Below are 26,992 nucleotides of genomic sequence, written 5' to 3' on the forward strand. Positions count from 1 at the left end.
TTCGCTTTGACAGCCGATTCTTTCTCGGCTCTCTTCCCGCCACCAGAATTTCGATTCAGGCAGCAAGTTGTTTGCATAAAAGCCAATGGGGGTTCCGCAATGAACAAGAATGATCTGATCAGCGCAGTGGCCGATGCGAGCGGCCTTTCGAAGGGTGACACGACGAAGGCTGTTGAAGCCGTTTTCGATAGCGTGACCGCAGCGCTGGCCAAGGGTGATGAAGTGCGTCTCGTTGGTTTCGGCACCTTCTCGGTTGCCAAGCGCAAGGCGTCGACCGGGCGCAATCCGCGCACAGGTGAACCGATGTCGATCAAGGCCTCGGCCCAGCCGAAGTTCAAGGCCGGCAAGGGCCTGAAGGACGCTGTCAACTAAGCAAGAGACAGGCATTTGCGTGAGGCCTTGCGGGGCTGCACGCAACACGCACCAAAAACGCCGCCCCGGGATGCCGGGGCGGCGTTTTTGGTTCGGCCTCTCCGTCAGCCCTTTTCCCGCCTACTATTTCCCCAGCTTGATCAGCGCCGTCGGTGCAGAAGCCGTGCGCGCGTCCACTTTCCAATCGAGCCGGCTGAGGCCGCTCGCTGTCTCGGCCTGCGGGCCTTCATCGGTGTTGTTGGCAAGGATCTGACCGTCGGTGCGCAGCGTGAACGTGCCCTCGGCGATCGGCTGGCCGCCCGCACCGGGCTTGGCGCCCGGTGTATCGGCAGTCTTCAGGCCGCCCATCGCTCCTGCCATGGCGCCCAGCCCGGGCATCACCGGGTTGGCCGCTGCGGTGCTGAACGCAGGCGCATCGACCCGCACGCTGCCATCGGCGCGGCGGATCACCGAAACGAACGGAATGACCATCGGCAGCCGCTCGATCGTGGGGAAGGTGAAATCGTGATCGAGCCGGCCGGTCTCGGTAAAGTCGACCTCGAACTTGCCCGCGCCCTTGCTGACCACCGAGGTGTAGCCCTGCTGGCGCGCGAGGCGCTGGGCGAAGGCTTCGGCGGCCTTGGGATCATCGGGATCGATGCCGCCCATGAAGGCCTGCATCATCTTGCGGTTCTGCGCATCTTCCTGCGCCTTGGCCGCCTTGCGCTCCTTCTGCTCATCGTTCCACTTCGCGCGTTGCTGGGCGATTTCGGCTGCGCTGCAGTCATGCGTTTCGTCGGTTTTCGGATCGGTGCAGGGCTGCTGCTCGAAAGGTTCGGCGGGAACTGCTTCGGCTTTGGCGCTTTTGCTGCCCTGCGCCAGCGCGGCGAGAATGATCTCGCCCTTGTAGTGGAACGTGAACGTCCCGTCGCGGCGCAGCGCGATGTCGCTGGCAAAGCGGCCCGGCAGGACCATGCAGCCGGCCAGCACGAGCAGTGCGGCAACGGCCCCAAGAACGGCAGCGGTGCGGCGTTTGGCAATCATGGCTCATCCCCCCTTGTCGCGGGATGAGCGCCGACTGGGTCAGTCGGCCTCGCCCCGAGTCGCGACAGCATAAAGCGCAATTGCTGCCGCATTAGAAACATTCAGGCTTTCCACTGCGGAAGCAATCGGCAGCCGGGCAACGGAATCGCAGTGCTGCGCGACATTGTGACGCAGCCCTTCGCCTTCCGCACCAAGAACGAGCGCGACGGGGCCGGCCGGGACTGCCGAGGGAAACACTGCCTCGCCATCGCCGTCGAGCCCGATGCGCCAGTAGCCGGCCTCGGCAATCTGTTCGAGCGCGCGGGCGAGATTGACGACCCGCACCCACGGCACGACTTCCAGCGCACCCGAGGCGGACTTGGCGAGCGTGCCGGATTCGGGCGGGGCGTGGCGATCCTGCGTGATCAGTGCGGCAACGCCGAACGCAGCGCAGCTTCTGAGGATTGCGCCGACATTGTGCGGATCGGTAACCGAATCGAGCAGGACCAGCGTGCGCCCCTCGGCTTCATCGAGAACATCGACCAGCGCGACATCATCGAGCGCGAGGCAATCGAGCACCAGCCCCTGATGCGGCGCATCGCGGGCGACGAGGCGGGCGAGATCGGCGGCCTGCGCATATTCGACCGGGACCGTGGTGGGCAGTTCGGCATCATTGTCATCGAGCAGCGACTGGATTGCCTCGCGCGTGCCCCACAGCTTCTTGGCGCTGCGCAGCGGGTTCGTCAGCGCGGCCTCCACCGCATGACGGCCCCACAGCCGCACCGCGCCGGTAGAGGCCCGCCCCGAGCCGCGCCCGCCCTGCATTCGCCCGGCGCGCCCGCGCATGGCCTTCTGGCGTCCGGTGTTTTCATCGCGCTTGGGCATTGCCTGGCTTTCCATGCTTGCAAAATATTGCATGGCCCATGCCAGCCGCCCCATTGACAGGCAAGGCTGTTGACAGGTGGGCGGTGGTTCGCCAAAGGGGCGCCTCACTCGGCCGGAGCCGCCTTTTTTCACGAAGAGGCGGTGCACAATCGGGGGCTTGCTCCCGGACCGGCAACACTGGTGTGGACAGGTGGCCGAGTGGTTAAAGGCAGCAGACTGTAAATCTGCCCGCGCAAGCGTACGCTAGTTCGAATCTAGCCCTGTCCACCACCAGCCTCTCCATTGGCCGCAGCCAGTTCATGGACGAAAGCCCGCGTCATGGTAGGGGCCGGCGTTATATTCGCCCCACCAGCAATCAGGGCATTGCCGATGCCCTTGGCATCTCGGCCGGGACGATCAAGGACCACGTCTCGGTCATCCTCGCCAAGCTGCAGACCAGCGACCGGACCAAGGCCGTCCTGCGGGCATTGCGCGAGGGACATTTGCAAGCGGCGGTTCGGCAGAGGATCACGCCGCCGGCTGCCAGTCGTTCACATGGACCTTGCCCGCCACCGCTGTTAGCGTCGCGCCATGGCAAGAGGGTCCATCTGCGAGCCGGTCGAGGTACACCCGCTGGCGCTGGTGCGTGCCGAGCGCGTGATGGCCGCTGCTGCGGATCCTGCGCCTGAACGCTTTGCGCATTTCCATGATGCGGCCGAACTGGTGTGGTTCGAGGACATCGCAGGCGAACTCGTCAGCGAGGACGGTGTCTTCCCGCTCAGCGCCGGGACGCTGGTGTTCGTGCCCTCCATGCGTCATCACGATTTTGCCATCACCGCCGGGCCGCACCGCTGGGTTCTGGCGCATCTCGATCCGGCGCTTGCTGCGGGTGAGGCGCAGATGCGGTTGGGGCGCTGCACCGCGGTTACGTTTGCAGGCGCGATGCGCGGCCGGATGGATGCGCTGTTTGGCTGGCTCCTGGAATTGGCGGCCGAGCCAGCGCCCGCCCGGGTGATCATGGCCGGCCTGGTCGAGCTCATCCTCGACTCCCTCGCGCTCGCCGCCGATGGCAGCCCCGCACCGGCACCCGGCGAGAGCTGTGGGCTCGACCGGCTGCGGCCCGCTCTCGATCTCGTGGCGCGCAATCCCGCCAGCGCGATCACCCTGAGCAGCGCCGCCAGTGCCTGCCACCTCTCGGAGGCTTATTTCTCGCGCCGGTTCAAACTGGTGTTCGGCACGACGTTCTCGGATTATCTGCGGGCCTATCGCCTGCGTCTGGCGGCGCAGCGGTTGCTTTCGGGCGGGGAGCGGGTCAGCGAGATTGCCTATCAGACCGGCTTTGCCAGCCCGGCGCATCTGGCTGACCAGTTCCGCAGGCGTTTCGGCATGAGCCCGCGCGATTACCGCGCCGCGGGGCACAAAGGTCAAGATCACGAAAGCAATTGACCGGTTTTGTCCGCTGGTTCGTCCGCCGCCGCTGATGCGATAACCCGCGCATGGCAGACCCCGATTGCATCGATCCGTTTCGCGCCGAACGTCAGGCGCGCGGTGTCCTGATCGCCGATTTCGCCGGTGAGAGCATCCCGATGATCCTGCGCCACGGCGATGTCCGCCGGGCGGCGAAGGACTGGTCGGTGTTTTCCTCGGATGCACCAATGCGCGTGCCGATCCCGTCGGAGGAAGACGTGCGGTCGGTCCGCCAGCTGCCGATCGAGGCGGATCCCCCGCTGCACACGCAGTTTCGTGATCTGCTCAAGCCGATCTTCCTGCAGCCGCTGGCGACGGACTATCAGGCGCGGATCGATGCGCTGATCACGCGGCTGCTTGCGGAGGCCGCAGCCCGGCCCCAGATCGAGATCGTACGCGGATTTGCCTTGCCGCTGCAGTCACATGCGCTTGCCCTGCTGCTCGGCATGCCGGAAGCGGCGGCGGAGGAATGGATCGGCTGGGGCACTCATGTCTTCCACGACGGGGACGACAACACGGGCAAGGGCGCGGCGCTGGACCGCTATATCAGGGGCGCGCTCGCTGCCGCCGACGTCACCGGGGGCGCGGACTTCTTCGCGATCCTGCGCCGCGCGACGGTGGATGGCCGCGCGCTGACGATGGACGAGATGATCGGCATCGCCAATCTGACCTTCGCCGGCGGACGCGACACGGTGATCCATTCGGTCAGCCGCATCATCGCCTATTTTGCCGAACACCGGGCGGAACTGGCTGCCCTGGCCGGCAATCCCAAGCGGATCGCCTTTGCGATCGAGGAGTTCGTCCGCGTCATCTCGCCGCTCACGCATATCGGGCGGGTCTGCGCGCATAGCACGCAAGTGGGCGGACACGATGTGCTTGCCGGTGAACGCGTTTCGCTGTGCTGGGCTTCCGCCAACCACGACGAGACCGTGTTCGCCGAGCCGGAGGTGGTGCGGCTGGACCAGTCGCCCAATCCGCACGTGGGGTTCGGCAGCGGCGTGCACAATTGCCTCGGCGCGACGCAGGCCCGCGCGATCCTGCGCAGCCTCATCCAGCAGCTCGCCGCGCAGACCAGCGCCATCACCGTGCTCGGCGAGCAGCGCCAATACGATGAGCAGACCGACTATCGCCGCTGGGTCGGCTATGAATCGCTGCTGGTGCGGATCGAGCGCTGAACCCAACACCGCACCGCGTGCTCCGGCCCTGCTGTAACAGCACCTGGCGGACAGCGGCTGATCCAAGCCATGTTTCGCGTTAAGCGTTGCATGCCGCCGCAAGGCGATGCTCCGGTGGCGACCGGCGCCTGCGCCAGGAAAAAGAAGCTGTAAGGGACATGTAAGCGACGTAAACTATAGGCCCGGCCGCAAACTGGTACCTCATCAATGTCCTCGACAACTCCCCACGATACCAATCCGCCCGCTCAAAGGCTCCCGGCTCGGCAGCAGGTGCGCTTGCTTGTCATCGCGCTTGCGGCGCTGGCCGTACTGGCGTTTGCCGCCTGGCTCGTCGCTGCGCTGTTCAGGCCGGCTCCGCAGGAGGTTCCGCCTGACCCGCCGGGGACGTTCCGTCCCACGGATGCGCAGCTTTCGACGCTGTCCTTCGAGAAGGTCGGGGCAGGGCAGGCCGAGCAGGTCACCACCGCTTCAGGTTCGATCGAGGCTGACGGCGATCTCAGCACCCCGGTGCTGATGCCCTATTCAGGGCAGGTCATGAAGGTGCTGGTCGATGCGGGGCAGGTCGTCACCGCGGGCCAGCCCCTGCTGACGATCCGCACCAGCGACTTCGTCGATGCGCGTAACACTTTGTTTTCGGCAGAAGCTAACCTGCGCTCCAGTCAGGTTGCCCTGCTCAACGCGCGCCGCAATGCCGAGCGCGCGAAAGCACTTGCCGAGACTGCCGGCGGCGCGCGCAAGGACTACCAGCAGGCGCAGACCGAACTCGCGGCCAGCCAGGCGCAGGAACGCAGCGCCGAAGCGGCAGTTGGCGCTGCGCGTGACAAGCTGGCCATCCTCGGCAAGTCGCCGGCCGAAATCCGCAAGCTTGAAAGCGTCAGCGAAATCAGCGGGCTCCACGAAGTCACGACGTTCCACGCGCCGATCGGCGGGACGATCGCCCTGCGCGATGTTTCCCCGGGGCAGTATGTCGGTGTTGGCGGCGAAAAGCCCGTCTTCACGATCACTGATGCCTCGCGCGTGTGGCTGCAGGCGCAGATATCGGAAAGCGATGCGTCCGGCGTGCATGTCGGCGACAAGGTCGATGTGAGCACCCCGGCCTGGCCGGGGCGCCGGTTCACAGCGGTGATCGACACGGTCGGTGCGGGGCTGGATCCCACGACGCACCGCCTGCCGGTCCGCGCGACCATTGCCAATCCCGATGGGGCGCTGAAACCGCAGATGTTCGCGAGCTTTTCGATCCACCATCTCAGCCCCGGCACGCGCATCATGGTCCCCTCGACAGCGGTGATCCATGAAGGTGACACCGCGCGGGTCTGGGTGATGCGGCCGGACAAGCGGCTGGCGAGCCGTCAGGTCCAGACCGGCGAGGAGCTGGGCGGCCGCGTCGAAGTCTTGCGCGGACTTCGCCCGGGCGAGACCATCGTGACCGCCGGTGCGCTTTTCGTGAATGAGGCAGGGCTGGGTAAATGAACCGGCTGCTCCGTTTTGCGCTGCGGCAGCGGCTGCTGATTGTTGCCGTGTTCGTGACCGTGCTGGTCGCGGGCGGATTTGCCTTTGCCGCGCTCAACATCGAGGCCTACCCCGACCCGGTTCCGCCGATGGTCGAGATCGTCACCCAGACCCAGGGCCTTTCGGCCGAGGAGATGGAGCGCAATGTCACCGTTCCCATCGAAGTGGCGATGGCGGGCATCCCCCATCTGACCACCGTGCGAGCGATTTCGCTGTTCGGCCTTTCAGATGTGAAAGTGCAGTTCAGCTACGATCTGACCTATCAGGAAGCCCAGCAACAGGTGATCAACCGGCTGGCCCAGTTGCCGCCGCTGGCGGGCGGTGCCCAGCCGACCTTGTCGCCGACGAGCCCGATCGGCGAGATTTACCGCTACCGGATCGTTGCGCCTGACGGCTATTCGCCGATGGACCTGAAAACCCTGCAGGACTGGATCCTCCAGCGCCGGTTCAAGCGGATACCTGGCGTTGCCGATGTGACCGGCTGGGGCGGCAAGCTGCGCACGTATGATGTCACGGTCGATAATGACCGGCTGGTTGCCCACGGGGTGACGATGGCGCAGGTCATGTCGGCGCTTGCCAAGAGCGATAGCAACGTTGGTGGCCAGACGATCAATTTCGGTGCCCAGGCGGCGATTGTTCGCGGTGTCGGGCTGATCCAGTCGCCCTCGGCCATAGAGAACGTGCTTGTCGGGACAGCCGGCTCGGCGCCGGTTCTGCTCAAGGACGTGGCGCAGGTTTCCATCGGCAACCAGCCGCGGCTGGGTATCGCGGGCTACAACGGTCTCGATGACATCGTCGAGGGCATCGTCCTGATGCAGCGCGGTGCCAAGTCGATGCCGACGATCGAGGCGGTGCAGAAGGAAGTGGCCGAGATCAATGCCTCGGGCATCCTGCCGCCTGGCGTGCATCTCGAGCGGGTTTATGATCGTTCGGACCTCATCCGCCTGACGACGCATACGGTGCTCGAAAACCTGATGGCAGGGATCATCCTGATCTTCGCGCTGCAGTGGATCTTTCTGGGCAACCTCAGAAGCGCGATCATTGTCGCGGCGACGATTCCCTTCGCGCTCGCCATCGCGGTCCTGATTCTCGTCGCCCAGGGCGAAAGTGCCAACCTCCTGTCCGTCGGCGCGCTCGATTTCGGGCTCGTGGTCGATGCCAGCGTGATCATGGTCGAGAACATCTTCCGCCACATGGTCGAGCGATCGGTTGCCGTGGAATCGGGCCATGGCCACTTCAGCCGCGCCAGCCGGATGAGCGCCATCCTTCATGCCGGTTCCGAGGTGAGCCGGGGCATATTCTTTGCGGCCGCGATCATCATCGCCAGCTTCATCCCGCTCTTCACGCTGACCGGGGTGGAGGGCCACATCTTTGGGCCGATGGCCAAGACGTATGCCTACGCCATTACCGGCGGCGTGATCGCGACGTTCACGGTCACCCCGGTCCTTGCCGCCATTATGCTGCCCGACAGCCTGTCTGAGGTCGAGACGAGGCTGGTCGCCTGGCTCCGGCGGGTTTACGAACCGGCCGCGGCTTTCGCGCAGGCGAACCGCGTGCTCACGTTCGGCGGCGCGGCGATTGCGCTGGCGCTGGCCGGGATCGGCGTCAGGTCGCTCGGCATCGAGTTCCTGCCGCATCTCGAAGAAGGCAACCTCTACATCCGCGCGAGCCTGCCGCCCTCGATCAGCCTTGAGGCCGGGCAGCCGGTGGTCAACGCGATCCGGCGCGATCTCGCGCGCTACCCCGAGATCGAGGCGGTTCTTTCGGCCCATGGCCGGCCCGACGACGGCACAGACGCAACCGGCTTTTTCAACGCCGAATACTTCGTGCCGCTCAAGCCGGCGGGCGAATGGCCCTCGGGCATGACCAAGGAAAAGCTGGTCGAGGACATGTCGCGCGAGCTCGGTAGTCGTTATCCGGGGGTCGATTTCTCGTTCTCCCAGATCATCGAGGACAACGTCGAGGAAGCGGCTTCCGGTGTGAAGGGCGCGAACTCGATCAAGCTCTACGGCCCCGATCTCGCGACGCTCGAAAAAACTGCGGATGCGATCAAGGCCGAGATGGCGAAGGTCAAGGGCATCGCGGATCTCGGCGTGTTCCAGTCGCTCGGCCAGCCGACTGTGCGCATCGAGGTCGATCTCGCCCGCGCCTCGCGCTATGGCCTGACGCCAGACGACATCAACCAGACCGTTGCCGCCGCCATCGGCGGAAGCAGCACGGCGCAGCTCTATGAGCCCGGGACCGACCGCCATTTCCCGATTGTCGTCCGCCTGCGTGCCGATCAGCGCAGCTCGCTTGAAGCCATTCGACAAATCACCGTGGGCGCACCCTCGCCTGACGGGAAAGGCCTGATCCAGGTCCCCTTGTCGGAAGTGGCGAACATTCACCTGACTACGGGCGCATCGTTCATCTACCGCGAGCATCAGGAACGTTACATCCCGATCAAGTTCAGCGTCCGCGGGCGCGATCTTGGCAGCGTGGTTGCCGAAGCGAAGGCGCGGATCAAGGCGCATGTCACGATCCCGCCGGGCTACCACCTCGAATGGGCGGGCGAGCTCGACAACCTGCAGAACGCCATTGCCCGGCTCGAGATCGTGGTGCCGATCAGCCTGATCCTGATCCTCATTCTGCTCTACGCCAACTTCGGCTCGATCCGCGACACGCTGCTTGCCTTCTCGGCCATACCCATGGCGATCGTCGGCGGGGTGCTGGCGCTCGCGCTCACGGGAACGGCCTTCAGCATCTCCGCTGCGATCGGGTTTGTTGCGCTGTTCGGCATCGCGGTGATGGACGGGATCCTGATCGTCACGACCTTCAACCAGGTCGTCGATGATGGCGCGACGCGGCATGTGGCGGTCCGCCGTGCCACTTCGAATGCGATGCGCCCCGTGCTGATGACCTGCCTTGTCGCGGCCATCGGGCTTCTGCCGGCGGCCTTGTCGAACGGGATCGGGAGCCAGGTGCAAAAGCCGCTGGCGCTCGTCGTCGTCGGCGGCATGGCGCTTGCGCCGCTGCTCATTTTGCTGGTGCTGCCTGCGCTGGTCGAGCGCTTCTCCCTGCACTTGCCAGAAGAAGATCGCGGGCCGCACGGGCGCGATATCGGCCATCACACCGAAGAAGGGGAGCCGGCATGATCGCTCGCCTGCGCCTTGCCCTGCCGATTACCCTGCCGCTGGCCGCCTGCACGCTGCTGGCCGGTTGCACCGGGGTCGGTGACACGGATCCGCACGCCCGCCTGCCTGCAGTGGCGGGCGCGGGCGCGCAGACTTCGGCCACCGCCGTTAGCGGCGTTCCGGCTCAAGCGTTCACGATCGGCGAGTCGACGCCGCGAGCGTGGTGGAAGGAATTCGGCTGCGCTGATCTCGACAAGCTGGTCGACGAAGGACTGGCCGGGAGCAATGACATCGCCGCTGCAGATGCTGCCTTGCGCGCGGCGCGGGCGCAGGCTGCGGTGGCCGGGGCAGCGCTCGCACCGGGTGTTGACGTGTCCTACTCCGGGCAGCGGACGCGCAGTTCTGCCTCGCTGCAATCCCCCCTCGCGGATTCCAGCAAGCTGCTCTATTCGCTGCAAACCGCGCAGGTGACGGTGAACTACCCGCTCGACGTGTTCGGCGGTCTGCGCGCCCGGCGGCAATCGGCTCGCGCTGCCGCTTCGGTAGCCGCCGCCCACCTGCTGGCCGCGCGCCAGACGCTGGCGGCCAATCTCGTGATCGCCGCCGTCGGCCGTGCGGCCCTCGCCGATCAGATCACGGCCACCGAAATTTCGATCCGCTCGGCGCGCGATATGCTGGAAATGACGCGCAAGCGCCGCACGCTGGGGGATGCAGGGGATGCCGATGTTGCCGCGCAGGAAGCTGCGCTGGCGACCGCGGAAGCCACGCTCCCGGCCTTGCAGCGCAGTGAAGCGCATCAGCGGGCGTTGATTGCCGCGCTGCTGGGCCGGGCTCCTGACGAAGCCTTGCCGCCGCCGCCATCGAGCACCTGCTTCGTGCTTCCGGCGCATATGCCTGTGGCACTGCCCGCTTCTGTTGTTCGTGGCCGGCCCGACGTGCAGGCCGCCGCCGCCGCTGTCGAGGGTTCCGCTGCCGACGCCCGCGCTGCCATCGCCGCGCGGTTCCCCTCGTTCGTGCTGACCGCGAGCGCGGGCGGCGCGGCGCAGACTTTTTCGAACATGTTTCAGGATGGCAATGTATTCTGGTCGCTGCTCGGCGGGGTGACCGCGCCGGTCTTCCATGCCGGAGCGCTGCGCCGCCAGCAGCAGGCGGCACTGGCCGTGCTGGACCAAACCAAGGCGCAGTACCGCACCGTGGTGCTGCAGGCCTTCGTCGACGTGTCCGACGCCATCAACGGCCTGCAGGCCGATGCCAGGGCAGAGGATGCAACGGCGCGTGCGCTGTCTGCAGCCGAGCAGTCCTATGCCTTCACCCGGCGCCAGCAGGAGCTTGGCGAGGTCGGCACTTTCGCGCTCCTGCAGTCGCAGGCCACAGTCCAGCAAGCGCGCCTGCAGCGCAGCGCGGCGTGGGCAGCGCGGCTGGTCGATACCGTGGCGCTCTATCAGGCCAATGGTCAGGCCGAGGATGGCCAGGGCCAATAGAACTGCCTAGGGTCAGGACCTATTAACCGCGCCTTCGAGGCGCTGGAATTGCGAACATATCAGGCGGAAATTCACGCCGGGAAGGCTGGTTGCCTTTCCAAGTGAATTTCCGTCTGAGATGGAAGCCATTCCAGCGTCCCGCAGGGATTTGACCAAAATGGCCCATTGCTTCGTCAGGAAGCCTTGAAATATTGACATATTCCTGCGGCTTCCTTCCTAGCACTGAGCCATTTTGCCTCAAACCTCGAAGGTGCGGTTAATAGGTCCTGACCCTAGGTGCCAATCCCGTCGCTCGTGCTGGCCTGCGCCGCCGGGTAGCGGAGCGTAACCGCTGCCCCGCCTGCCTCGCTGGTGCCAAAGGCGATCGAGCCGCCTGCCGATTCGATCAGCCTCGTGACAATCGCGATGCCCAGGCCCGAACTGCGCGATTGCGCCCCATCGGCGCGGGAATAGATCTTGCGCCCGTCGGATCCGCTGCGCATCCGGATGCCGGGACCGCTATCGGCGACGACCACCGTCGCGGCAGCATCATCGCAGATGATCGCGATTTCAGCGTCTGCGGGGGTATGGCGCAGCGCATTTTCGACAATGTTGGCAACTGTGATCCGCACCAGCGATCCCGGCGCAAGCAGCGCCGTTCCATCGCCAGCACTGCGCAGCCGGACAAGTCCATGGCCGGAGGAGCGGATCAGTCCGTCGAGATCGTCGATAACCTCCCGCGCCACAGCCGAAACCGTGCGGGGTATCCCGCGCATCAGTTCCTCCTCGCGCCCATGGAGGCCCAGCATCTGGGTCACGACTTCATTCGCATGCGCGACCGCCTCTACGACCTTTTCGCGCGGTTCTCCGCCCGGCAGAAGTTCGGCCCTGAGACTGATCGTCGAAAGCGCGGTCCGCAGTTCGTGGACGACTGTGGCCGCGAACACTTTCTCTCGCTCGTAACTGGAGACGGCGCGGTCCAGCAGTTCGTTGGCGGTGTGGACCAGCGGCTCGATCTCGGTCGGAACGAAATCCTCCCGCAGGCGCGCTTTTCCGGGGCGGATCGGATCGAGCGCCCGCGCTTCGGCTGCTGCCTGTTTGATCGGCCGGATGGCCCGCGACAGTGCCAGCAAGCTTGCCAGCGTAGAACAGACCAGCGCGATGGGGACGATCACGAGGAAGCGGCTGAAGAAATGCGCGGCGATATCGTCGAGCAGGACGGCCGGATGACGCCGATCTTCCGCGATAACAAGCGTCTGCGCGGGCCCGATCGGCCGCGTGAGGAAATCGGAATGCGGGCCGTGGTAAAATCCCTCCCGCGATAGCTGTGCGGAAGTCAGGGCGGAAATATCCGCGATGAGAGGGCCGGAGAGCCGGCGCCGCTCAGTTCCCGCCGCCATGTAGACGGCAATTGCGCCAGCCGCCGGTGCGTCTACCTGCTGGTCCGCCGGTGCCTTCGCGGCTGCCGTGAGGTATTGGGCCGCCTCTCCCTTCAGGAAACGCTGCGTGAGGTCATCGCCGATCTCGTGGATCGTGCGATTGACCACAAGCGGAAGGCCCAGCGCGAGCACGATCGCGATGACCACTTGCGCGAGAACTATGCGCAGCCAAAGACTGCGCCTCACGCCTTGGCGACCTTCAGGCAATAACCAAGGCCGCGCAGCGAGATGATTTCAGCCGAGCAGCCGGCCGCGGCCAGCTTGCGGCGCAGCCGGTGGATGCTCACTTCAAGCGCATTGGCCGTCAGTGCTTTCGATGCGGCGCAGAGCCGGTCCTCCAGATGGGAGGCATGCAGCGGCCTCCCCTTCGACCGCAAAAAGATCTCGAGCAGCGTGCGTTCGCGCGGCGAAAGATTGATCGGCGCCGCGTCGATGCTCACGACGTGACTGACCACATCGTAGGTGAGGTTGCCGCAGGTGAGCGTATTCGAAAGGCGGTGCTCGGCCCGCCGCACCACTGCGTTGAGACGAGACCTCAGTTCGGCAAAGAGGAAAGGCTTGCCGAGATAATCATCGGCGCCAGCGTCCAGACCTTCGATCCGCGACATGACATCGGATTGCGCGGTGAGGATGATGACAGGCACCCGGCTTCCGGCACGGCGCAAATCGTTGACGAGATCGAGGCCGTCCATATCGGGCAAGCCCCGATCGACCACTGCAGCATCGAAAGCGTAGAGCGACAGCATCTCGGCAGCGCTGCGGCCGGTGGCGCACATCTCGGCGTTGAAGTTGGCCTCGGCGAACGCAGCCAGCATGGCCTCGGCCAGGGCAGCATCATCTTCGACAACAAGCACTTTCACGAAACGCGTTCCCTCATGCCGCGCAAGCTGGATCTACGACAATCACGCGCAGGCCAAGCTACCCGTCGATGGAGCATCGTGCCAGTTTGGCAAGGGGTTACCAGCGATTTTCCGTGCTGCGGGCTCGTCCCGCGCTCAGCTGGCGATCATGGACCGGTACAGGCTGGCTCCGGTGTAATCCGTGAACTCCAGCGAGAGGCCGCTGGCGCCAACGGTCATGGCGGCAAAGCCCGAACGCTCGGCGCAAAAGCGGGTGCCTTCGACTTTGGCAACCGGCCGCACTTCCGATCCGCCGCCGCAGCCGATGTAGTGCAGGCCGTCGCGCGCGATATGCTGGAGGTCGTGGTCATGGCCGAAGATGTAGGCGGTCACGCCGCGCCGCTGCAGGATGGGCAGGACCTGTTCGACCATTTCCGGCGTCTCGCCATGGCCGCTGCCGCCCGAACGGATCGTGTGATGCCCGATCACCAGCTTCCACCGCGCGGTCGAGGCGGCGAGCGCCTTGTCGAGCCAGGCCAGCTGCGCTCCGACGTCCTGCGTGGCGATATTGCGCGCGATCACGCTGTCCACCTTGTCGCGGTATTTGTGGACGGTCGGCGAAGTGTCGATCACGAACAGGTCGATCTGTGCCGCCCCGGCTTGGGCACCGGAAACCTGATAATAGCGCTGCGGCATGTGCCAGCGCGGGCTGGTCCGGGCATAGTCGAGCTGGGCCTGTGGATTGCCGCGATAATCGTGATTGCCCAGTGCGACATACCAGGGAACCTGCAGCGCGGGATCGGTGTAGACCTGTTCGTATGAGCTCTGCCACTGCGGATCACTCACCGATTGCACGCCGTTGTCGTAGAAGTTGTCGCCGACCGAGACGACGAAGCGGCTGCGCTGGGCCTGCGCCAGCTTGCCCATCTGGACCGCCACGTCGCGCTGGTGCTGCGCGCCGTCGCGCCCCCAGTCCCCCACCACCAGGAAGCTTGCCGGCGCGTTGGGCGCGGCAGCTGCAAGGCTGGGCAGAGCCGCCGTGGCCGCCATGCCGGCGAGCAGCGAGCGGCGATCGAGGATCAGGGACGTCATCGGGGTCTCCTTGGCTTATCGGCAACCTGTCAGAACTTGAACTTCAGGCCACCCTCGAAAGTGCGGTCATAGAACTCGCGCTGTATCGGCCGATTCTCGCTGCGCTCATAGATCCGCAGCGGCTCGTTGGTGAGGTTCTTCACGTTGAAGTACAGCCTCACGCCCTTGTAGATATCGAGCGACGAGGTGAGATCAAGCGTGGTGCGCGCACTCTGGAACACGTCAAAGTCCGCGCTGTCGCCGATCCCGAAGAGGTTCTTGCCGACATATTGTGCCGCGAGCCGGAGCTGCACGCCATGCGCCTCATAATAGGCGGCAGCATTCCACGTCCACTTGGAGGTGGCGGGCAGCGCCCGCTTTTCGCCAAGGCGCAGTTCCACTTCGCTGTCGACATAGGTCACGTTTCCGCCAATGCCGAGGCCATCGAACGGCTTGGGCAGGAAGGCAAAGCGCTGGTCGTAAGCCGCCTCGACCCCGCGCGCATGCGCCGACGAGACGTTCTCATACGTCACGAACTGGACCACCGACGCGTCGGGCAGGTTGATCGGATCGGTGCCGTTGCGCGTGCGGGCAACGACGTAGTCGCTGAATTCCTTGTCGAAGAAGCCGAGCGAGATGATCCCGGCATGCGGGAGATAGTATTCCAGCGAAAGATCGAAGTTGTGGCCGATGGTCGGCTTCAGATCGGGATTGCCGGTCGTCTCGATCTCGTTGTCGCGATCGATCGTGATCGGCTTGGCGATCTGCGAGAAGCCGGGCCGGCCGATCGCGCTTGAGTAAGTCGCGCGCGCCACGAAGGTCGGGGTGACGTCATACTTCAGCTGCAAGGTCGGGAAAGCATTGGTATAGCTGCGCTTGCGCACGACCAGCCCGAGGTTGTTGTCGTCCTGATCGAACGCATAGGACGAATAAGTCGCTTTGGTGTGCTCGACGCGGACACCGGCCAGCACCCCGAGCTTGCCCAGCGACGCGGTGTACATCGCATAGCCGGCGTAGATATCTTCCTCTGCGGCAAAGTAGCCGGTCAGATCGTCGGCGAGGCCGGTGGTGGACGCTTGCCCCGCAAGCTGGCGAATGGCCGTGGGATTGACCTGCGGACCATTCGAATAATGGTTCGCGTAGAAATCCGTGATCGCGCCGGTGAGTGCGGGCAGGCCGCTGTCCGGCAGATCGTAGGATTGCGCTGCGGGCGTGTCGACCTTGTTGCGCAGCCGCACCTCGCCGCCGAACTGGAAGTGGTCATCCTGCCCCAGCCAATTGGTCGCCAGCGTGGCATTGATCGCGCCGGACCATTCGCGGTCGACAGCTCTTTCCTGGGCATTGCTGAGCTTGGTCAGCTGGTAGATCGCCGGATCGTTGACGTTGACGGCGCCGCCGGTGATCCCGAGGCTGGGGAACTCGGAATTTGTGATGTTGTCATAGGTGAAGGGAACGTTGCTCGGCCCGGTATAAGTCGTGCCGAAATTGCGGCTGACTTTGAATGTCGCACGCGAGTAGGACCCCCGGTAATCGAGCGACAAGGCGCCGAACTTGTCGCGCCCGCCGAGGACGAAGACCTCGTTGAGATGCGTTTCCTCCTCGTCGGTGCCCTTGATCGTGATCTTGGTAGTGGTCGCATAGCCCGCAGGATTGGCGGGATCGACTGACAGTGCCGAGCCGTCGAGCTTGTCGTAAGTCAGGCGGTTCTTGAGCACCGATTCGACATAGCCGGCGATCGAGGCGCGAATGTAATACTGGTGGTCATCGCTTGGCGTGTACGCCAGCTCCCCGCCATAGCCGAAGCGGCGGCGGTGGTAGTCGTACCGGCGCAGCTGGATATCGGCGAGCGCCTTGTCGACCTGCAGCGCCGAGAAGGCGGGGCCCGAGGCGGAGGTCAGCGATTTGTCATCGATATAGTCGGCTTCGATATCGTCGAACCCGCGGCGATCCTCGCGGAAAGAGCCGGTCAGCACGAACGAGAACGGCTTGTCGTCGGGGCCGAACCGCCCGCCCACGCCGAGATCGAGATTGAGCGGACCGCCGTGCTTGTGGGCCGGTTCGTAGCCATAGCCGATCGCGCCTTCGATGAAGGGCTTGGTGAGGTGTGCGGCCGAGCGCGGGGTCAGTTCGACCGAGCCGCCGAGCCCTTCGGCGTCGTGATTGGGCAGGCCGGTCTTGTAGACCACGATGCCGTCGATCGCGCCGGTCGGTATCGTGTCGAACTCGACTGCGCGTCCGCTGCCGAAGACAGTGCCGCCCGGGTTGGTGTTGAGCAGGACCACGCCGCCGTAAGTCGCGCCGTTGAGGTTGCCGTCGATGCCGCGGATGTTGACGAAGCGGCCCTCGCCGGTGTCGCTTGAAAGCGAGATGCCGGGGATGCGGGCGAGCGCCTCGGCCGCGTTGAAATCGGGATACTTGGCAATCGCCTCGGCCGATTGCACGTTGATGAGATTGGGCGCGATCTTCTGTGCTTCGCGCGCCATTTCCTCGACGCGCGGCGCACGCACGACAATGTCCTGCGAGGGGCCGGTACCGCCATTGTTGCTATCGCCGTCCGCCGCCAGCGCGGGCGCGGCCGCGAAAGGTACCAGTATCGTCGAGACAAGCGCCATCGCCCGGATTTTCATCACGCAAGCTCCCCAAAAATTTGCTGCATCACACTGAGTTAGCCGGAGACTTTGCGTTCCGGCGTGCCATGTTGCGATGCGGTCGTTTTGTGAAGCTTCTGAGACAATGGCCCTTTCAGGCCCGAACGTTGGGACAATTTAATCTGCCGCGGGAGAGCTCTCCCGCGGCGTTTTTGCGCTCCGTATTACTTCGGTGCGACAATCAGGATGTGGAATGAACCGGGCTTTGCGACAGGCCGTCCGCCCGGCGTTGCTGCCGGGCCAAACTGAGCGGTCGGCAGGTAAAGCTTGCCCGTCGCCGGATCGAGCGCTCCGGTGCGGGCGCCCGGCTCGCTGGTCGCGGTTCCGGCAATCGCTGCGCCCTTCGCGCCGTCCAGCCTGACGATGCTGATCGTCCCCGATCCGCCACAGGGGATGAAGGCGAGCCGGCGCGCGGTGTCCATGATCACCGCATCGGGCCCCTTGCCGATAGCGAGCAGGCGGACAATGCGCCGGGTCCGGGCGTCCACCACCACCGCCTTGCCATTGGCGCAGGCGCTGATGAGCTGGTGGGTCGCCGCGTCATAGCCGAGCCCGGTTGGTCCCTCGCATCCGGTGAGGCGGATGGCCGCGCCGACCTTGCCGGTCTTCAGATCCGCCACCGCGATCTCGTTGGTATCCTCATTGTTGACGAACATGGTCGAGCCTTCGCCCATCACGGCGAACTCAAGGCCGGGCTTCAGCGTGATCGTGCTGGCCACCTTGCGGGCAGCGACGTCGATCAAGGAGACGGTTCCGGCCTTGGCGTTCATCACCGCCGCGCGCCCGCTGGCGGGATCGTAGAACGCCGCATCGGGATCGCTGCCAACCGCGATCCGCGCGATTTCGTGGCCATCGCCGGTATCGAGCAGGCGGACCGTATCATCATGCGCGCTCGAGACGAGCAGCGTGTTCTGACCCGGGATCGGCACGACGGCATGCGCCTTGGCGATTGTGCCGAAGGAGCGCACCGCGTTGCCGTTAGCCAGATCGACCGCCATGACCGCCTCGCCGTGCGCGACATAAAGCGTCTTCGCCGCGGGATCGACACTGGCATAGTCCCACCCGCCATCGGGGCCGGGAACGGATCCGGCGACTTCGTACGACGGCGCAGGTGCCGCCGCGGTCAGCGCGAACGAAAGCGCGGCGAGTGACATTTGGGAAAGACGAAGAGGGCGCATGGGTGCTTCTCGCGATCTGAGGGGGAGGGACGTGGCGCTTGGATGCCTCGCCCGCGGCGTGCTTGCCAGCAGGGATCGCCTTTGCAGCCGCTACATTGGGAAGATTTATAGTTGCGGTCCCAAATCGCCCGCCGTTCATGTACATTGGGATTTTAGAAGGCCATTTCGATGAAGCACCATCCTATAGCGGCGCAAGAATCTGCCGGACCGCATCCTGGGTGCTGTTCGCCAGACCTCACGCCATCAGGAAGGGGCCGATGCGGGTTCTGATCGCCGAAGATGACAGCGGGACCGCCGATTTCGTCGCGAAGACGCTCGGCGAGAAGGGCCATATCGTTGCCTGCGCTGATAGCGGCGAGGAAGCCTTGCGGATCGGCCTTGCCGAAAGCTTCGACGTGATCGTGCTCGATCGGATGTTGCCGGTGCTCGACGGGCTGGAGGTGCTCCGGCGCTGGCGCGCGCAAGGGCTGGGCACGCCGGTGCTGCTGCTAACCGCGCTGGGCGGCATTGCCGACCGGGTCGCGGGTCTGGAAGCCGGGGCGGACGACTATCTGGTCAAGCCCTTCGCGGTCGCCGAACTGCTCGCGCGGCTCACCGCGCTGATGCGCCGTCCGCCGATCAACGATGCAACCACGCGGCTCGAAGTGGGCGCGATCACGCTGGATCTGCTGAAGCGCGAAGTGCGCCGCGAGGGCCGCGAAGTCCATCTCCAGCCGCGCGAATTTGCCTTACTCGAACAGCTGATGCGCCATGCCGGCAAGGTGGTGACGCGGACGATGTTCCTCGAAAACATCTGGGGCTTTCATTTCGATCCGCAGACCAACATTGTCGAAAGCCACCTCAGCCGCTTGCGCTCGAAACTCAATGAGGGGTTCGCCAGCGATCCGATCGAAACCTTGCGCGGGATCGGATACCGCATGCGCGCCCATGGCTAGACTGACGGCGAGTGCCGCCTACCGCGTGGCCTTCACCTATTCCGCCGCCTTTGCTCTCGCGATCCTGCTGCTGGGGCTCGCGGTCTATTACGCTGCCGATGCCGATTTCCGGAACCAGCAGGATATCGGCATTGCCGAGGAAACCGCGAGCCTCGTGCGCGAGTTTGACGAAGGCGGCATGTCCGATCTCGCCGCCGCAGTCACCAAGCGTGAGGCGATGAACCCGGATGACGGCTATCACTACGCGGTGTTCGACAAGGCCGGTCGCAAGCTCGCAGGCTCCCTTTCGGCAAACCCGGCGCAAACGGGTGCGCAGGACATCATGCTGTTCGACCCGAAGGAAGGGCCGGATCCGGCGCGGGCGCTCGTCAGTGCCCTGGCGGGGGGCGGGCGTCTGGTCATTGCCATAGACAGCGAAGGCGTCGAGCGGATCGACCGCACGATCCTGACGCTGTTTGCCGCCGCCTTCGTGCTAGTGATCGCGCTCGGGGTGATCGGGGCCTTGCTGCTCGGCGGCTATCTGCGCCAGCGGCTCGCGCGGATCAGCGGCACCGCGCAGGCGATCATGGCGGGCGATCTGGCACCGCGCATACCGGTCGGGCGGAGAGGCGACGAGTTCGACCAGCTGGCCATCGCGCTCAATGCCATGCTCGACCGGATCGGCGCACTGCTCGACAATCTGCGGCAGGTCTCGACCGATGTCGCGCATGATCTGCGCACACCGCTCGCGCGCCTGCGCGGTTTGATCGAGAGCGCACTCGATGGCAGCGGCGATCCGCAAACGCACCGCCCCGCGCTCAAGCGTGCGTTGGCGCAAAGTGATGATCTGCTCGCCCTGTTTGCCGCGATCCTGCGCATCTCTGAAGTCGAAGCTGGCGAGATCAAGCGCCACTTCCGGCCTGTCGCCCTCTCCGAACTCGCGGGTGATCTCGCCGAGAGCTATGCCCCAGCCGTTGCCGATGGCGGACGCAGCCTGACCGCCTCGATCACCCCCGCGCTTGCCATCGCGGGAGACCGCGAGCTGCTGGCTCAGGCGGCGATCAACCTGCTCGACAACGCCCAGCGCCATACGCCGCCGGGAACCGCGATTACGATAGAAGTCCGGGGCGAGGGCGAAAGCGTGCTGCTGGCCGTCGCCGACAACGGCCCCGGTGTCGCCCCGGGCGATCACGCGCGGATTACCCGCCGCTTTGCCCGGCTTGAATCGAGCCGCACGACGCCGGGGCACGGGCTGGGACTGAACCTCGTCGCCGCGATTGCGGCGGCGCATGGCGGAAGTCTGGTCATCGAAGATAATCACCCGGGCTTGCGGGTGACGCTCCTGCTGCCCAAGCTCGCCGCATGATCGTGAAACTGTCCTGGCCCTTTGCCGCCGGTTTGCCCGTGCTGCTGCTACTTTCGGCCTGTGCCGGGTATACGCCGCGTCCGCTGACCCCGGCGCTGGACGATGCGGAAACGCAGCAGGCCCTGGCACGTGACGGCGCGAGCCTTGGCAGGCCCTACCTCCAGCCCGCCGCCATCGATCTCGCGCGCCCGCTCGACATGAACGCGGTCGCCACGATTGCGGTGATTGCCAACCCCGATCTCAAGGCCTTGCGCGCGCGCGCCGCGATTGCCGATGCGCAGGCCTTTGCGGCGCGCCTGCTGCCCGATCCCAATTTCAGTCTGGGCGCCAACACGGTCCTTTCCGGGCCGGACCCGTTCCTCGATCTTGCCGGGGCACTCGGGCTCGATATCAATGCCCTGAGGACCGCCAGAGTCCGGCGCGAAGGGGCCGCGGCGCTGGCGAAGCAGGTCCGGCTCGATCTCGCCTGGGCGGAATGGCAGACAGCAGGGCAGGCGCGCCTGCAGGCCGCGCGGATCATCAGCCTTGAGCGCCTGCTCCCCATCGTCACCGCGTCCGAGGCGACTGCCCGCTCGCAGCTCGAGCGTACGATGCGGGCCGCCGGGCGCGGCGATCTGGCTGCAGATCAGGTGCAGGCGGCGCGGATTGCCGCGTTCGATGCGCTCGACCGCCAGCGTACCACCGCGCGCGATCTGGCCGCGGCCCGGCTCGAACTGGTTCGCCTGCTCGGCTTGCCCCCGGCCACAGTGCTTGCACTCGCACCGCCGGCTTCTGCGGCGATAGCGCCCGATCCCGAGCGCCTGTTCGATCTTGCCAAGCAACGCCGCTTCGATCTCATGGCGCTGCAGGCGGGCTACGGCGCGCAAGAAGCGGCGCTGCACAAGGCGATCCTCGATCAGTTTCCCAACCTCACGCTGACCATCAACACCGGTCGCGATTCCGCCGGGAACGCCTCGATCGGCCCTGCGGTCAATTTCGATCTGCCGATCTGGAACCGCAATCGCGGCACGATTGCGATCGAGCGCGCGACGCGTGAAGCGCTGCGAAGCGAGTATGCGGCGCGCCTGTTCCAGACCCGCGCCGATATCGCGGCGGCGGTGAACGGACTTGCGATCGCGCGCCAACAGCGCGCTGCGATCCTCGCCGATCTGCCCGCGCTGACTCGCTTTGCCGAGGCGGCGCGCAGCGCCGCGACGCGTGGCGATCTGCCGCTTGCCAATGCCGAAACCGCCGAACAAGCCCTGCGCGACAAGCAGGTGCTGCTGGCGCAGGACGATCAGGCGATTGCCGAACAAACCATCGCGCTGGAACTGCTGACCGGCTCCTTGAACGAGACATGGCCCCAATGATCCGATCCGCTGCACCGCTTCTTGCCCTCCTGCTGCTTGCCGGTTGTTCTGCCGGTGGTGACGGCGAAAACGCTGGCGATCCGGTCGCGCTCGTCACTCTCGCGCGCGCCGAACCCGGTGCCATCGCTGCCGAAGTCACGCTGTTCGGCACGGCGGAAAGCGGGGCGACCGGCAAGCAGGGACTTACCGCCGCGACCGATGCCGTAGTCACCCGGATTGTCGCTCCGGTCGGCACCAGAGTTGCGCGCGGCGATGTGATCGCCGTGCTGACACCCGCACCGATTGCCCGGCTCGATCTGGCCAAAGCCGCGACCGACGCGCGCGCCGCCGAGGCCGCACTCGCCCGCGCGCAGCGGCTGCGGGCCGACGGTCTGGTCAGCGATGCCGATGTTGAAACCGCGCGCGCGGCGGCGGCGAGCGCGCGCGCGACGCAGGCGAGCCTTGCCGGCCGTGCCGGGTCGCTGACCCTGCGTGCGCCGAGTGCCGGATTTGTCGAGACGCTGGCGGCACGGCCCGGTGACATGGTCGCAGCCGGAACTCCGATTGCCACGGTCGGCAGCCCGGATGACGTGCGCGCCCGCTTTGGTGCGGATCCCGCCACGGCGCGCGCGCTGCGCCCCGGAACCATGATCGGGATCGTGCCTGCGGCCGGTCGCGCGCCGTTCTCCGTGCCTGTCGCATCGGTCGATCCGGCCGTCGATCCGCAGACCCGGCTGGCCTCGGTATTTGCCCGCCTGCCGGCCGGCTCCGGTATCGCCAGCGGCGAGACGCTGGAGGGCAAAGTCCGCGTCGGCAGCGGCGTTGGCGCCCTGACGATCCCTTATGCGGCGCTGCTCGATGATGGCGGGCAGCCGTTTGTTTTCGTGGTCAGCGGCGGGGCCGCGCATCGCCGCGATGTCGAAACCGGCCCTGCGACCGGTGATCGGATCGCCGTGATCAAGGGCATTGCCGCGGGCGATCTGGTAGTGACGCAGGGCGGCACGGCCCTTGAGGACGGCATGAAGGTGCGCACCAGGTGACGCGGCTTCTGGTCAATCATGCGCGGGCCCTGCTGCTGGCGCTCGTGCTGGTGACGGCGGGCGGCATCCTTGCCGCAACGCGCCTTCCGGTCAGCCTGTTCCCGCCGATCGATTATCCGCGCGTTTCGGTCCTGATCGATGCGGGCGAGCGCGATCCGGGGCAGATGGCGGCGCAGATTACCCGGCCCATGGAAATTGCGCTGCGCGCGGTTCCCGGCGTCTCGCATATCCGCTCGACCACCAGCCGCGGTTCGGCCGAAGTCGCGCTTACGTTCGATTGGGGGCACGACATGGCCTCCGCCACGCTCGCGACCCAGGGCGCACTGGCGACCCTGCTACCCGATCTGCCGCCCGGAACGCGCTTTGAGGTGCGCCGGTCCGATCCGACCCTGTTCCCCGTCGTTGGCGTTGCGCTGACCTCGCGCTCGCTTGATAGCACGGCGCTGCGCCAGATTGCCGAGCTCACCATCCGGCCTGCACTTACGGCAGTGCGCGGGGTTGCAGGCGTCGATGTGCTGGGCGGCGCGCCGCGCGAATTTGCCGTCGATGTCGATCCCGCGCGGGCGCAGGCGATCGGGCTCAGCCTAGCGGATATCGCCGCTGCCATCGGCAAGGCGAACGATGTGCGCGGCGTCGGCAAGATCGAGGACCGCCATCGGCTCTATCTCGTGCTGGCGCAGAGCCGCGTCACCGCGCTTGGCGATCTCGCTGCCACGCCGCTCAAGGCGGGGCCCGGCGGTGTCGCGACGCTGGGGCAGATCGCGACGATCCGCCCCTCTGTCGAACCCACCTACACCCGCGTCACGTCCAACGGGCGGGCGGCGGTGCTGCTCAATATCCGCCAGTCGCTGAACGGGGACACGGTCAAGATCGTCCACGAAGTCAACGCAAGGCTCGCGGCGGTCGGCCTGCCGCCAAGTGTCACTGCCAGCACATTCTACGATCAGTCGGAACTCGTCACGGGTGCGGCCGAGGCGGTGCGCGATGCGATCCTGCTGGGGGCGGTGCTCGCGGGCCTGGTGCTCTTCGCTTTCCTGCGCTCGGGTCGGCTCATGGTCATCACCGGGCTGATGCTCCCCGCCGTGCTTGCGGGCACGTGCCTGCTGCTGGCGGCGCTCGGCATGGGCTTCAACATGATGACCCTTGGCGGGATGGCGGCGGCAGTCGGGCTGGTGGTCGACGATGCGGTGGTGATGCTCGAGCACATCATGCGGCGCATGCAGGATGGTACGGCGAAGGGCCCAGAGGGGCTGCTCCATGCCGCTGCCGAGATGGGCCGTCCGCTGATCGGATCGACGCTTGCCACCATCGTCGTTTTCCTGCCGCTGGCGTTCATCACCGGGGTGACGGGCGGCTTCTTCAAGCCGCTCGCGCTGACGATGGTCGCCGCGCTCGGCCTTTCGCTGCTCTATTCGCGGCTGGTGATCCCGCTCATCGCCGCCCGCTGGCTGCGCGACAAGGACGCCGAGACCGCCGAACGCGCAGGCGGCTTCCAGCTCTGGCTCGCACGCGGCTACAGCCGCGCCGGGGACCGGGCCTTCGCGCGGCCCGCGCTCTTCGTCGCGGTGGTCGGGATCGGCATGGCCGCGCTCGGACTGGCGGCGTGGTCGCAGGTGCCCTCGGGCTTCATGCCGGCGATGGACGAAGGCGGCTTCATCCTCGACTACAAGGCGCAGAGCGGGGCCGCCTTGAGCGATACCGACCGGCTGCTGCAACAGGTAGAGGCGATCATCATCGCGACGCCCGAAGTGGCTAGCTATTCGCGGCGGACCGGCGTTCAGCTCGGCGGCGGGCTGACCGAAGCGGATGAGGGGGATTACTTCATTCGCCTCAAAAGTGGCTCGCGCCGCCCGATTGACGAAGTGATGGCGGACATTCGCCGGCAGATCGCCACCAAAGTACCCGGGATCGAGATCGAAACCGCCCAGCTGATGGAAGATCTCATTGGCGATCTCACCGCGGTGCCCCAGCCGATCGAGGTCAAGCTCTTCGGCGATGATCCTGCTGCGCTGGAAGCCGCGGCAAAGCGCGTCGGGGAAGCGGTTGCCAAGCTCGATGGTGTCGTCGAAGTCGTCGATGGGCTGCGCGTGGCGGGCGATGCGCTCAGCATAAAGCTCGATCCCGGCCGCGCGGCGCAGCAAGGGCTGGATCCGGATGCTGCGGCGACCGAGCTTGAAGCGCTGATCGGCGGCACCCGCGCGACGCAGGTGCGGATCGGCGAACAGCTTGTGAGCGTGCGTGTGCGGGCGCCCGAGGATCTGCGCCGCCGGGCGGCCGATCTTGCCCGGCTGGTGCTGACAGCGCCCGATGGCCACGCGGTCTATCTTTCGCAGATCGCGACGATTTCCGTCACTGCCGGGCAAAAGCAGCTGACGCGCGAGGACCTTGCTCCGTTCATCGCCGTGACTGCGCGGCTCGAAGGGCGCGATCTCGGTTCGGCGATGAAGGATGTCCGCCAGACGGTGGCGGGGCTTCATCTGCCCCGGACGGTCCGGGTGGACTTCGGCGGGCTGTATGCCCAGCAGGAACAGAGCTTTGCCGATCTGACCCTCGTCTTCGCTGCCGCATTGCTGCTCGCGGCGCTGCTGCTGACGTTCCTGTTCGAGCGGCTGGTGTGGACGATTGCGGCGATAGCCACCGTCCTGCTTTCGGCGGCGGCGGTGCTGGGCGGACTGTGGCTGACCGGCATCGAACTCGATATCTCGGCGCTCATGGGGCTGACCATGGTGGTGGGCATGGTGACCGAACTCGTCATCTTCTTCCTCGCCGAAATCGATCCTGATGCGCCGGTCACGCTGGCAGGTCTGCGCGAGGCGGGTTCGAGAAGGCTGCGTCCGATCCTGATGTCGGCCCTCATCGCAATCCTCACCTTGAGCCCGCTGGCGCTCGGCGTCAGCCGCGGTGCAGGCCTTCAGCAGCCGCTGGCAACCGCGATCATCTTCGGCCTGCTGGCCGCTGTGCCGCTGGTGTTGCTGTTTCTGCCGGCGATGATTGCGGTGATGGGCTCGGCCCGGCTTCCGGAGGGCCCGGCGCCAGAGGCATCAATCAGCCAGGGCTGACCCCCGCGGCCTCAAGGCCCAGCCATTCGAACCATTCCGCGTAAGGATGGCAGCGCGCAGCGAGGTTGGTGCGGCCGGAATGCGGCTCCCCATCCCACTGTGTCACCCGCACTTCGACTGCGGTGCGGCCCTCGTTCCATTCGAGGCCGATGCGCACGAGCGGCCGGTCCCGGCTCGCGCGGCTGCCGCATGTTGCCATGAGCCGGTCGATCATGAACCGCTCGGCGTCGGGCAGATATTGCAGCACCATTGAATGGAACACCACGCGGCGTTCGCCTGCAGCCTGGGGCGCGCCAAGCTGCCGCGTCAGCCATTCGGCGGCGCTGGCCCGGTCAACCATCGGGCGGTGCTGCCGTGCCAGCGCGATGGCGGCCTGCAGCCGCTGTGTGCGCTCCTGCTCGCCTGGCCAGATGTAGGCATGGAGGCGCTCGGCATCTTCGGGGCGGGCGATATCGAGCGGGCTGAGATCAACCCCTCGTGCATCTGCGATCCGCACGGGGCCGGGCGGGGGAGCAAGGCCGAGCCAGCGCGGAGCAATATGGACATCGCTGGCGGGATCGCCAACCTGCAGCCCACCGACGGACAGGTCATAAAGCGCCAGATTGAGATTGAGCCCCGCGCTCGAGCCCAGTTCCAGCAGGCGGCAGGGCATGTCGCACCCCGCAGAAAGTTCCATCAGCACTGCCGCCAGCCCGGCAAGGCGCGCGACTTCGTTGGTCTGGGTCGGGCGGGTCAGCCAGAGCAGCAGTTCGTCTTCAGCATCGTGCAGTGCAAGTGCGAGCGCTGGATCGAGGTGCAGCGGATCGGGCACGGTGGCGGCATTGGCCGCCAGGTAGATCGACTGCAAGGCGGGAAACCGGCCTGATCGCGCAATCGCATGAAGGCCGGCGTTGAGGCGGAAGATGACGCCGGCGCTGGCGAGATCGCCCGGCCAATCCTCGACCATGCGCACGAGCGCGGGGGCGTGCCGCAGCGTCCGCGCCATACTTTCAAGCAGCGCGGCCACGAAGTGTTTGCCGAAGCTGTGCGCCTTGGCGGCTTCCAGCAAGAGGTGCTTCTCTGCGCGCGATGCGGAGCGCAGGTGGGTCATGGGCTCGGCCCTGATTGCAGAAGTAAACATGGGGCTTGCCATCCTGTCTGGAACGAGA

Annotated in this window: 20 protein-coding genes and 1 tRNA gene; 13 read left to right on the forward strand and 8 right to left on the reverse strand. The window is 66.0% G+C overall.

Going from position 1 to position 26,992, the window contains the following annotated elements; genetic code table 11:
• The first annotated feature begins 75 nt into the window (after positions 1-75).
• Positions 76-372, forward strand: coding sequence for an HU family DNA-binding protein (locus tag ACO056_RS08175; RefSeq protein ID WP_421855388.1), 297 nt, complete (start codon positions 76-78; stop codon positions 370-372).
• A 123-nt stretch (positions 373-495) separates the two neighbouring features.
• On the opposite strand, the gene ACO056_RS08180 is transcribed toward ACO056_RS08175, so the two are convergent.
• Positions 496-1,395, reverse strand: coding sequence for a hypothetical protein (locus tag ACO056_RS08180; RefSeq protein WP_421854448.1), 900 nt, complete (start codon positions 1,393-1,395; stop codon positions 496-498).
• 39 nt (positions 1,396-1,434) lie between these two features.
• A complete protein-coding gene (gene rlmB / locus ACO056_RS08185) occupies positions 1,435-2,259 on the reverse strand; it encodes a 23S rRNA (guanosine(2251)-2'-O)-methyltransferase RlmB (RefSeq protein WP_421854451.1) in 825 nt (274 codons plus the stop codon).
• A 184-nt stretch (positions 2,260-2,443) separates the two neighbouring features.
• Here rlmB and ACO056_RS08190 point away from each other — a divergent pair.
• From ACO056_RS08190 to ACO056_RS08220, 7 genes are all read left to right on the forward strand, one after another.
• A tRNA-Tyr gene (locus ACO056_RS08190) sits at positions 2,444-2,529 on the forward strand.
• A gap of 29 nt (positions 2,530-2,558) precedes the next feature.
• Entirely contained in the window at positions 2,559-2,927 is a 369-nt protein-coding gene (locus ACO056_RS08195; RefSeq protein WP_421854454.1) for a response regulator transcription factor, read from the forward strand.
• Positions 2,830-3,684, forward strand: a complete 855-nt coding sequence (locus ACO056_RS08200; RefSeq protein WP_421854457.1) for an AraC family transcriptional regulator — start codon at positions 2,830-2,832, stop codon at positions 3,682-3,684. The genes ACO056_RS08195 and ACO056_RS08200 overlap by 98 nt, the downstream gene beginning before the upstream one ends.
• Positions 3,685-3,734: 50 nt before the next feature.
• Complete coding sequence (locus tag ACO056_RS08205; RefSeq protein WP_421854460.1) at positions 3,735-4,880, forward strand: cytochrome P450; 1,146 nt, start codon at positions 3,735-3,737, stop codon at positions 4,878-4,880.
• A 270-nt stretch (positions 4,881-5,150) separates the two neighbouring features.
• Entirely contained in the window at positions 5,151-6,350 is a 1,200-nt protein-coding gene (locus ACO056_RS08210; protein ID WP_421854463.1) for an efflux RND transporter periplasmic adaptor subunit, read from the forward strand.
• The gene (locus ACO056_RS08215) at positions 6,347-9,523 is read left to right on the forward strand and encodes an efflux RND transporter permease subunit (RefSeq protein WP_421854466.1); all 3,177 of its coding nucleotides are present in this window, start codon (positions 6,347-6,349) and stop codon (positions 9,521-9,523) included. Before ACO056_RS08210 ends, ACO056_RS08215 begins: the two co-directional genes overlap by 4 nt.
• Positions 9,520-10,983 (forward strand): efflux transporter outer membrane subunit, encoded by a 1,464-nt coding sequence (locus ACO056_RS08220; protein WP_421854469.1) that lies wholly within the window; start codon positions 9,520-9,522, stop codon positions 10,981-10,983. The genes ACO056_RS08215 and ACO056_RS08220 overlap by 4 nt, the downstream gene beginning before the upstream one ends.
• Before the next feature lie 272 nt (positions 10,984-11,255).
• On the opposite strand, the gene ACO056_RS08225 is transcribed toward ACO056_RS08220, so the two are convergent.
• From ACO056_RS08225 to ACO056_RS08245, 5 genes are all read right to left on the reverse strand, one after another.
• The gene (locus ACO056_RS08225; protein ID WP_421854472.1) at positions 11,256-12,587 is read right to left on the reverse strand and encodes a sensor histidine kinase; all 1,332 of its coding nucleotides are present in this window, start codon (positions 12,585-12,587) and stop codon (positions 11,256-11,258) included.
• Positions 12,584-13,261, reverse strand: a complete 678-nt coding sequence (locus ACO056_RS08230) for a response regulator transcription factor (RefSeq protein ID WP_421854475.1) — start codon at positions 13,259-13,261, stop codon at positions 12,584-12,586. The genes ACO056_RS08225 and ACO056_RS08230 overlap by 4 nt, the downstream gene beginning before the upstream one ends.
• Positions 13,262-13,396: 135 nt before the next feature.
• Positions 13,397-14,332 carry a purple acid phosphatase family protein gene (locus ACO056_RS08235; protein WP_421854478.1) on the reverse strand — a complete coding sequence of 312 codons (936 nt, stop codon included), beginning with the start codon at positions 14,330-14,332 and terminating at the stop codon, positions 13,397-13,399.
• A 29-nt stretch (positions 14,333-14,361) separates the two neighbouring features.
• Positions 14,362-16,938 carry a TonB-dependent receptor gene (locus ACO056_RS08240; protein ID WP_421854481.1) on the reverse strand — a complete coding sequence of 859 codons (2,577 nt, stop codon included), beginning with the start codon at positions 16,936-16,938 and terminating at the stop codon, positions 14,362-14,364.
• A 185-nt stretch (positions 16,939-17,123) separates the two neighbouring features.
• On the reverse strand, positions 17,124-18,137 hold the full coding sequence (locus tag ACO056_RS08245) for a YncE family protein (RefSeq protein WP_421854485.1): 1,014 nt from the start codon (positions 18,135-18,137) through the stop codon (positions 17,124-17,126).
• 257 nt (positions 18,138-18,394) lie between these two features.
• Between ACO056_RS08245 and ACO056_RS08250 the strand changes: the two genes are divergently transcribed.
• The 5 genes from ACO056_RS08250 to ACO056_RS08270 are packed head-to-tail and all read left to right on the forward strand — an operon-like array spanning position 18,395 to position 25,844.
• Positions 18,395-19,072 (forward strand): response regulator transcription factor, encoded by a 678-nt coding sequence (locus ACO056_RS08250; protein ID WP_421854488.1) that lies wholly within the window; start codon positions 18,395-18,397, stop codon positions 19,070-19,072.
• Entirely contained in the window at positions 19,065-20,417 is a 1,353-nt protein-coding gene (locus tag ACO056_RS08255) for an ATP-binding protein (protein ID WP_421854491.1), read from the forward strand. Before ACO056_RS08250 ends, ACO056_RS08255 begins: the two co-directional genes overlap by 8 nt.
• Complete coding sequence (locus ACO056_RS08260; RefSeq protein ID WP_421854494.1) at positions 20,414-21,766, forward strand: TolC family protein; 1,353 nt, start codon at positions 20,414-20,416, stop codon at positions 21,764-21,766. The genes ACO056_RS08255 and ACO056_RS08260 overlap by 4 nt, the downstream gene beginning before the upstream one ends.
• A complete protein-coding gene (locus ACO056_RS08265; RefSeq protein WP_421854497.1) occupies positions 21,763-22,785 on the forward strand; it encodes an efflux RND transporter periplasmic adaptor subunit in 1,023 nt (340 codons plus the stop codon). Before ACO056_RS08260 ends, ACO056_RS08265 begins: the two co-directional genes overlap by 4 nt.
• Complete coding sequence (locus ACO056_RS08270) at positions 22,782-25,844, forward strand: efflux RND transporter permease subunit (protein WP_421854500.1); 3,063 nt, start codon at positions 22,782-22,784, stop codon at positions 25,842-25,844. The genes ACO056_RS08265 and ACO056_RS08270 overlap by 4 nt, the downstream gene beginning before the upstream one ends.
• On the opposite strand, the gene ACO056_RS08275 is transcribed toward ACO056_RS08270, so the two are convergent.
• Entirely contained in the window at positions 25,831-26,934 is a 1,104-nt protein-coding gene (locus ACO056_RS08275; RefSeq protein WP_421854503.1) for a DUF2332 domain-containing protein, read from the reverse strand. The genes ACO056_RS08270 and ACO056_RS08275 overlap by 14 nt on opposite strands.
• Between the last annotated feature and the right edge of the window lie 58 nt (positions 26,935-26,992).

Source organism: Novosphingobium sp. (assembly GCF_965228995.1).
Taxonomy (GTDB): domain Bacteria; phylum Pseudomonadota; class Alphaproteobacteria; order Sphingomonadales; family Sphingomonadaceae; genus Novosphingobium.

Excerpts from the sequence above, each read along its gene's own strand:
- ACO056_RS08180 (WP_421854448.1), bottom strand. The coding sequence starts at position 1,395 with ATGATTGCCAAACGCCGCACCGCTGCCGTTCTTGGGGCCGTTGCCGCA.
- rlmB (WP_421854451.1), bottom strand. The coding sequence starts at position 2,259 with ATGCCCAAGCGCGATGAAAACACCGGACGCCAGAAGGCCATGCGCGGG.
- ACO056_RS08195 (WP_421854454.1), top strand. The coding sequence starts at position 2,559 with ATGGACGAAAGCCCGCGTCATGGTAGGGGCCGGCGTTATATTCGCCCC.
- ACO056_RS08200 (WP_421854457.1), top strand. The coding sequence starts at position 2,830 with ATGGCAAGAGGGTCCATCTGCGAGCCGGTCGAGGTACACCCGCTGGCG.
- ACO056_RS08205 (WP_421854460.1), top strand. The coding sequence starts at position 3,735 with ATGGCAGACCCCGATTGCATCGATCCGTTTCGCGCCGAACGTCAGGCG.
- ACO056_RS08215 (WP_421854466.1), top strand. The coding sequence starts at position 6,347 with ATGAACCGGCTGCTCCGTTTTGCGCTGCGGCAGCGGCTGCTGATTGTT.
- ACO056_RS08220 (WP_421854469.1), top strand. The coding sequence starts at position 9,520 with ATGATCGCTCGCCTGCGCCTTGCCCTGCCGATTACCCTGCCGCTGGCC.
- ACO056_RS08235 (WP_421854478.1), bottom strand. The coding sequence starts at position 14,332 with ATGACGTCCCTGATCCTCGATCGCCGCTCGCTGCTCGCCGGCATGGCG.
- ACO056_RS08240 (WP_421854481.1), bottom strand. The coding sequence starts at position 16,938 with ATGAAAATCCGGGCGATGGCGCTTGTCTCGACGATACTGGTACCTTTC.
- ACO056_RS08245 (WP_421854485.1), bottom strand. The coding sequence starts at position 18,137 with ATGCGCCCTCTTCGTCTTTCCCAAATGTCACTCGCCGCGCTTTCGTTC.
- ACO056_RS08250 (WP_421854488.1), top strand. The coding sequence starts at position 18,395 with ATGCGGGTTCTGATCGCCGAAGATGACAGCGGGACCGCCGATTTCGTC.
- ACO056_RS08255 (WP_421854491.1), top strand. The coding sequence starts at position 19,065 with ATGGCTAGACTGACGGCGAGTGCCGCCTACCGCGTGGCCTTCACCTAT.
- ACO056_RS08260 (WP_421854494.1), top strand. The coding sequence starts at position 20,414 with ATGATCGTGAAACTGTCCTGGCCCTTTGCCGCCGGTTTGCCCGTGCTG.
- ACO056_RS08265 (WP_421854497.1), top strand. The coding sequence starts at position 21,763 with ATGATCCGATCCGCTGCACCGCTTCTTGCCCTCCTGCTGCTTGCCGGT.
- ACO056_RS08275 (WP_421854503.1), bottom strand. The coding sequence starts at position 26,934 with ATGACCCACCTGCGCTCCGCATCGCGCGCAGAGAAGCACCTCTTGCTG.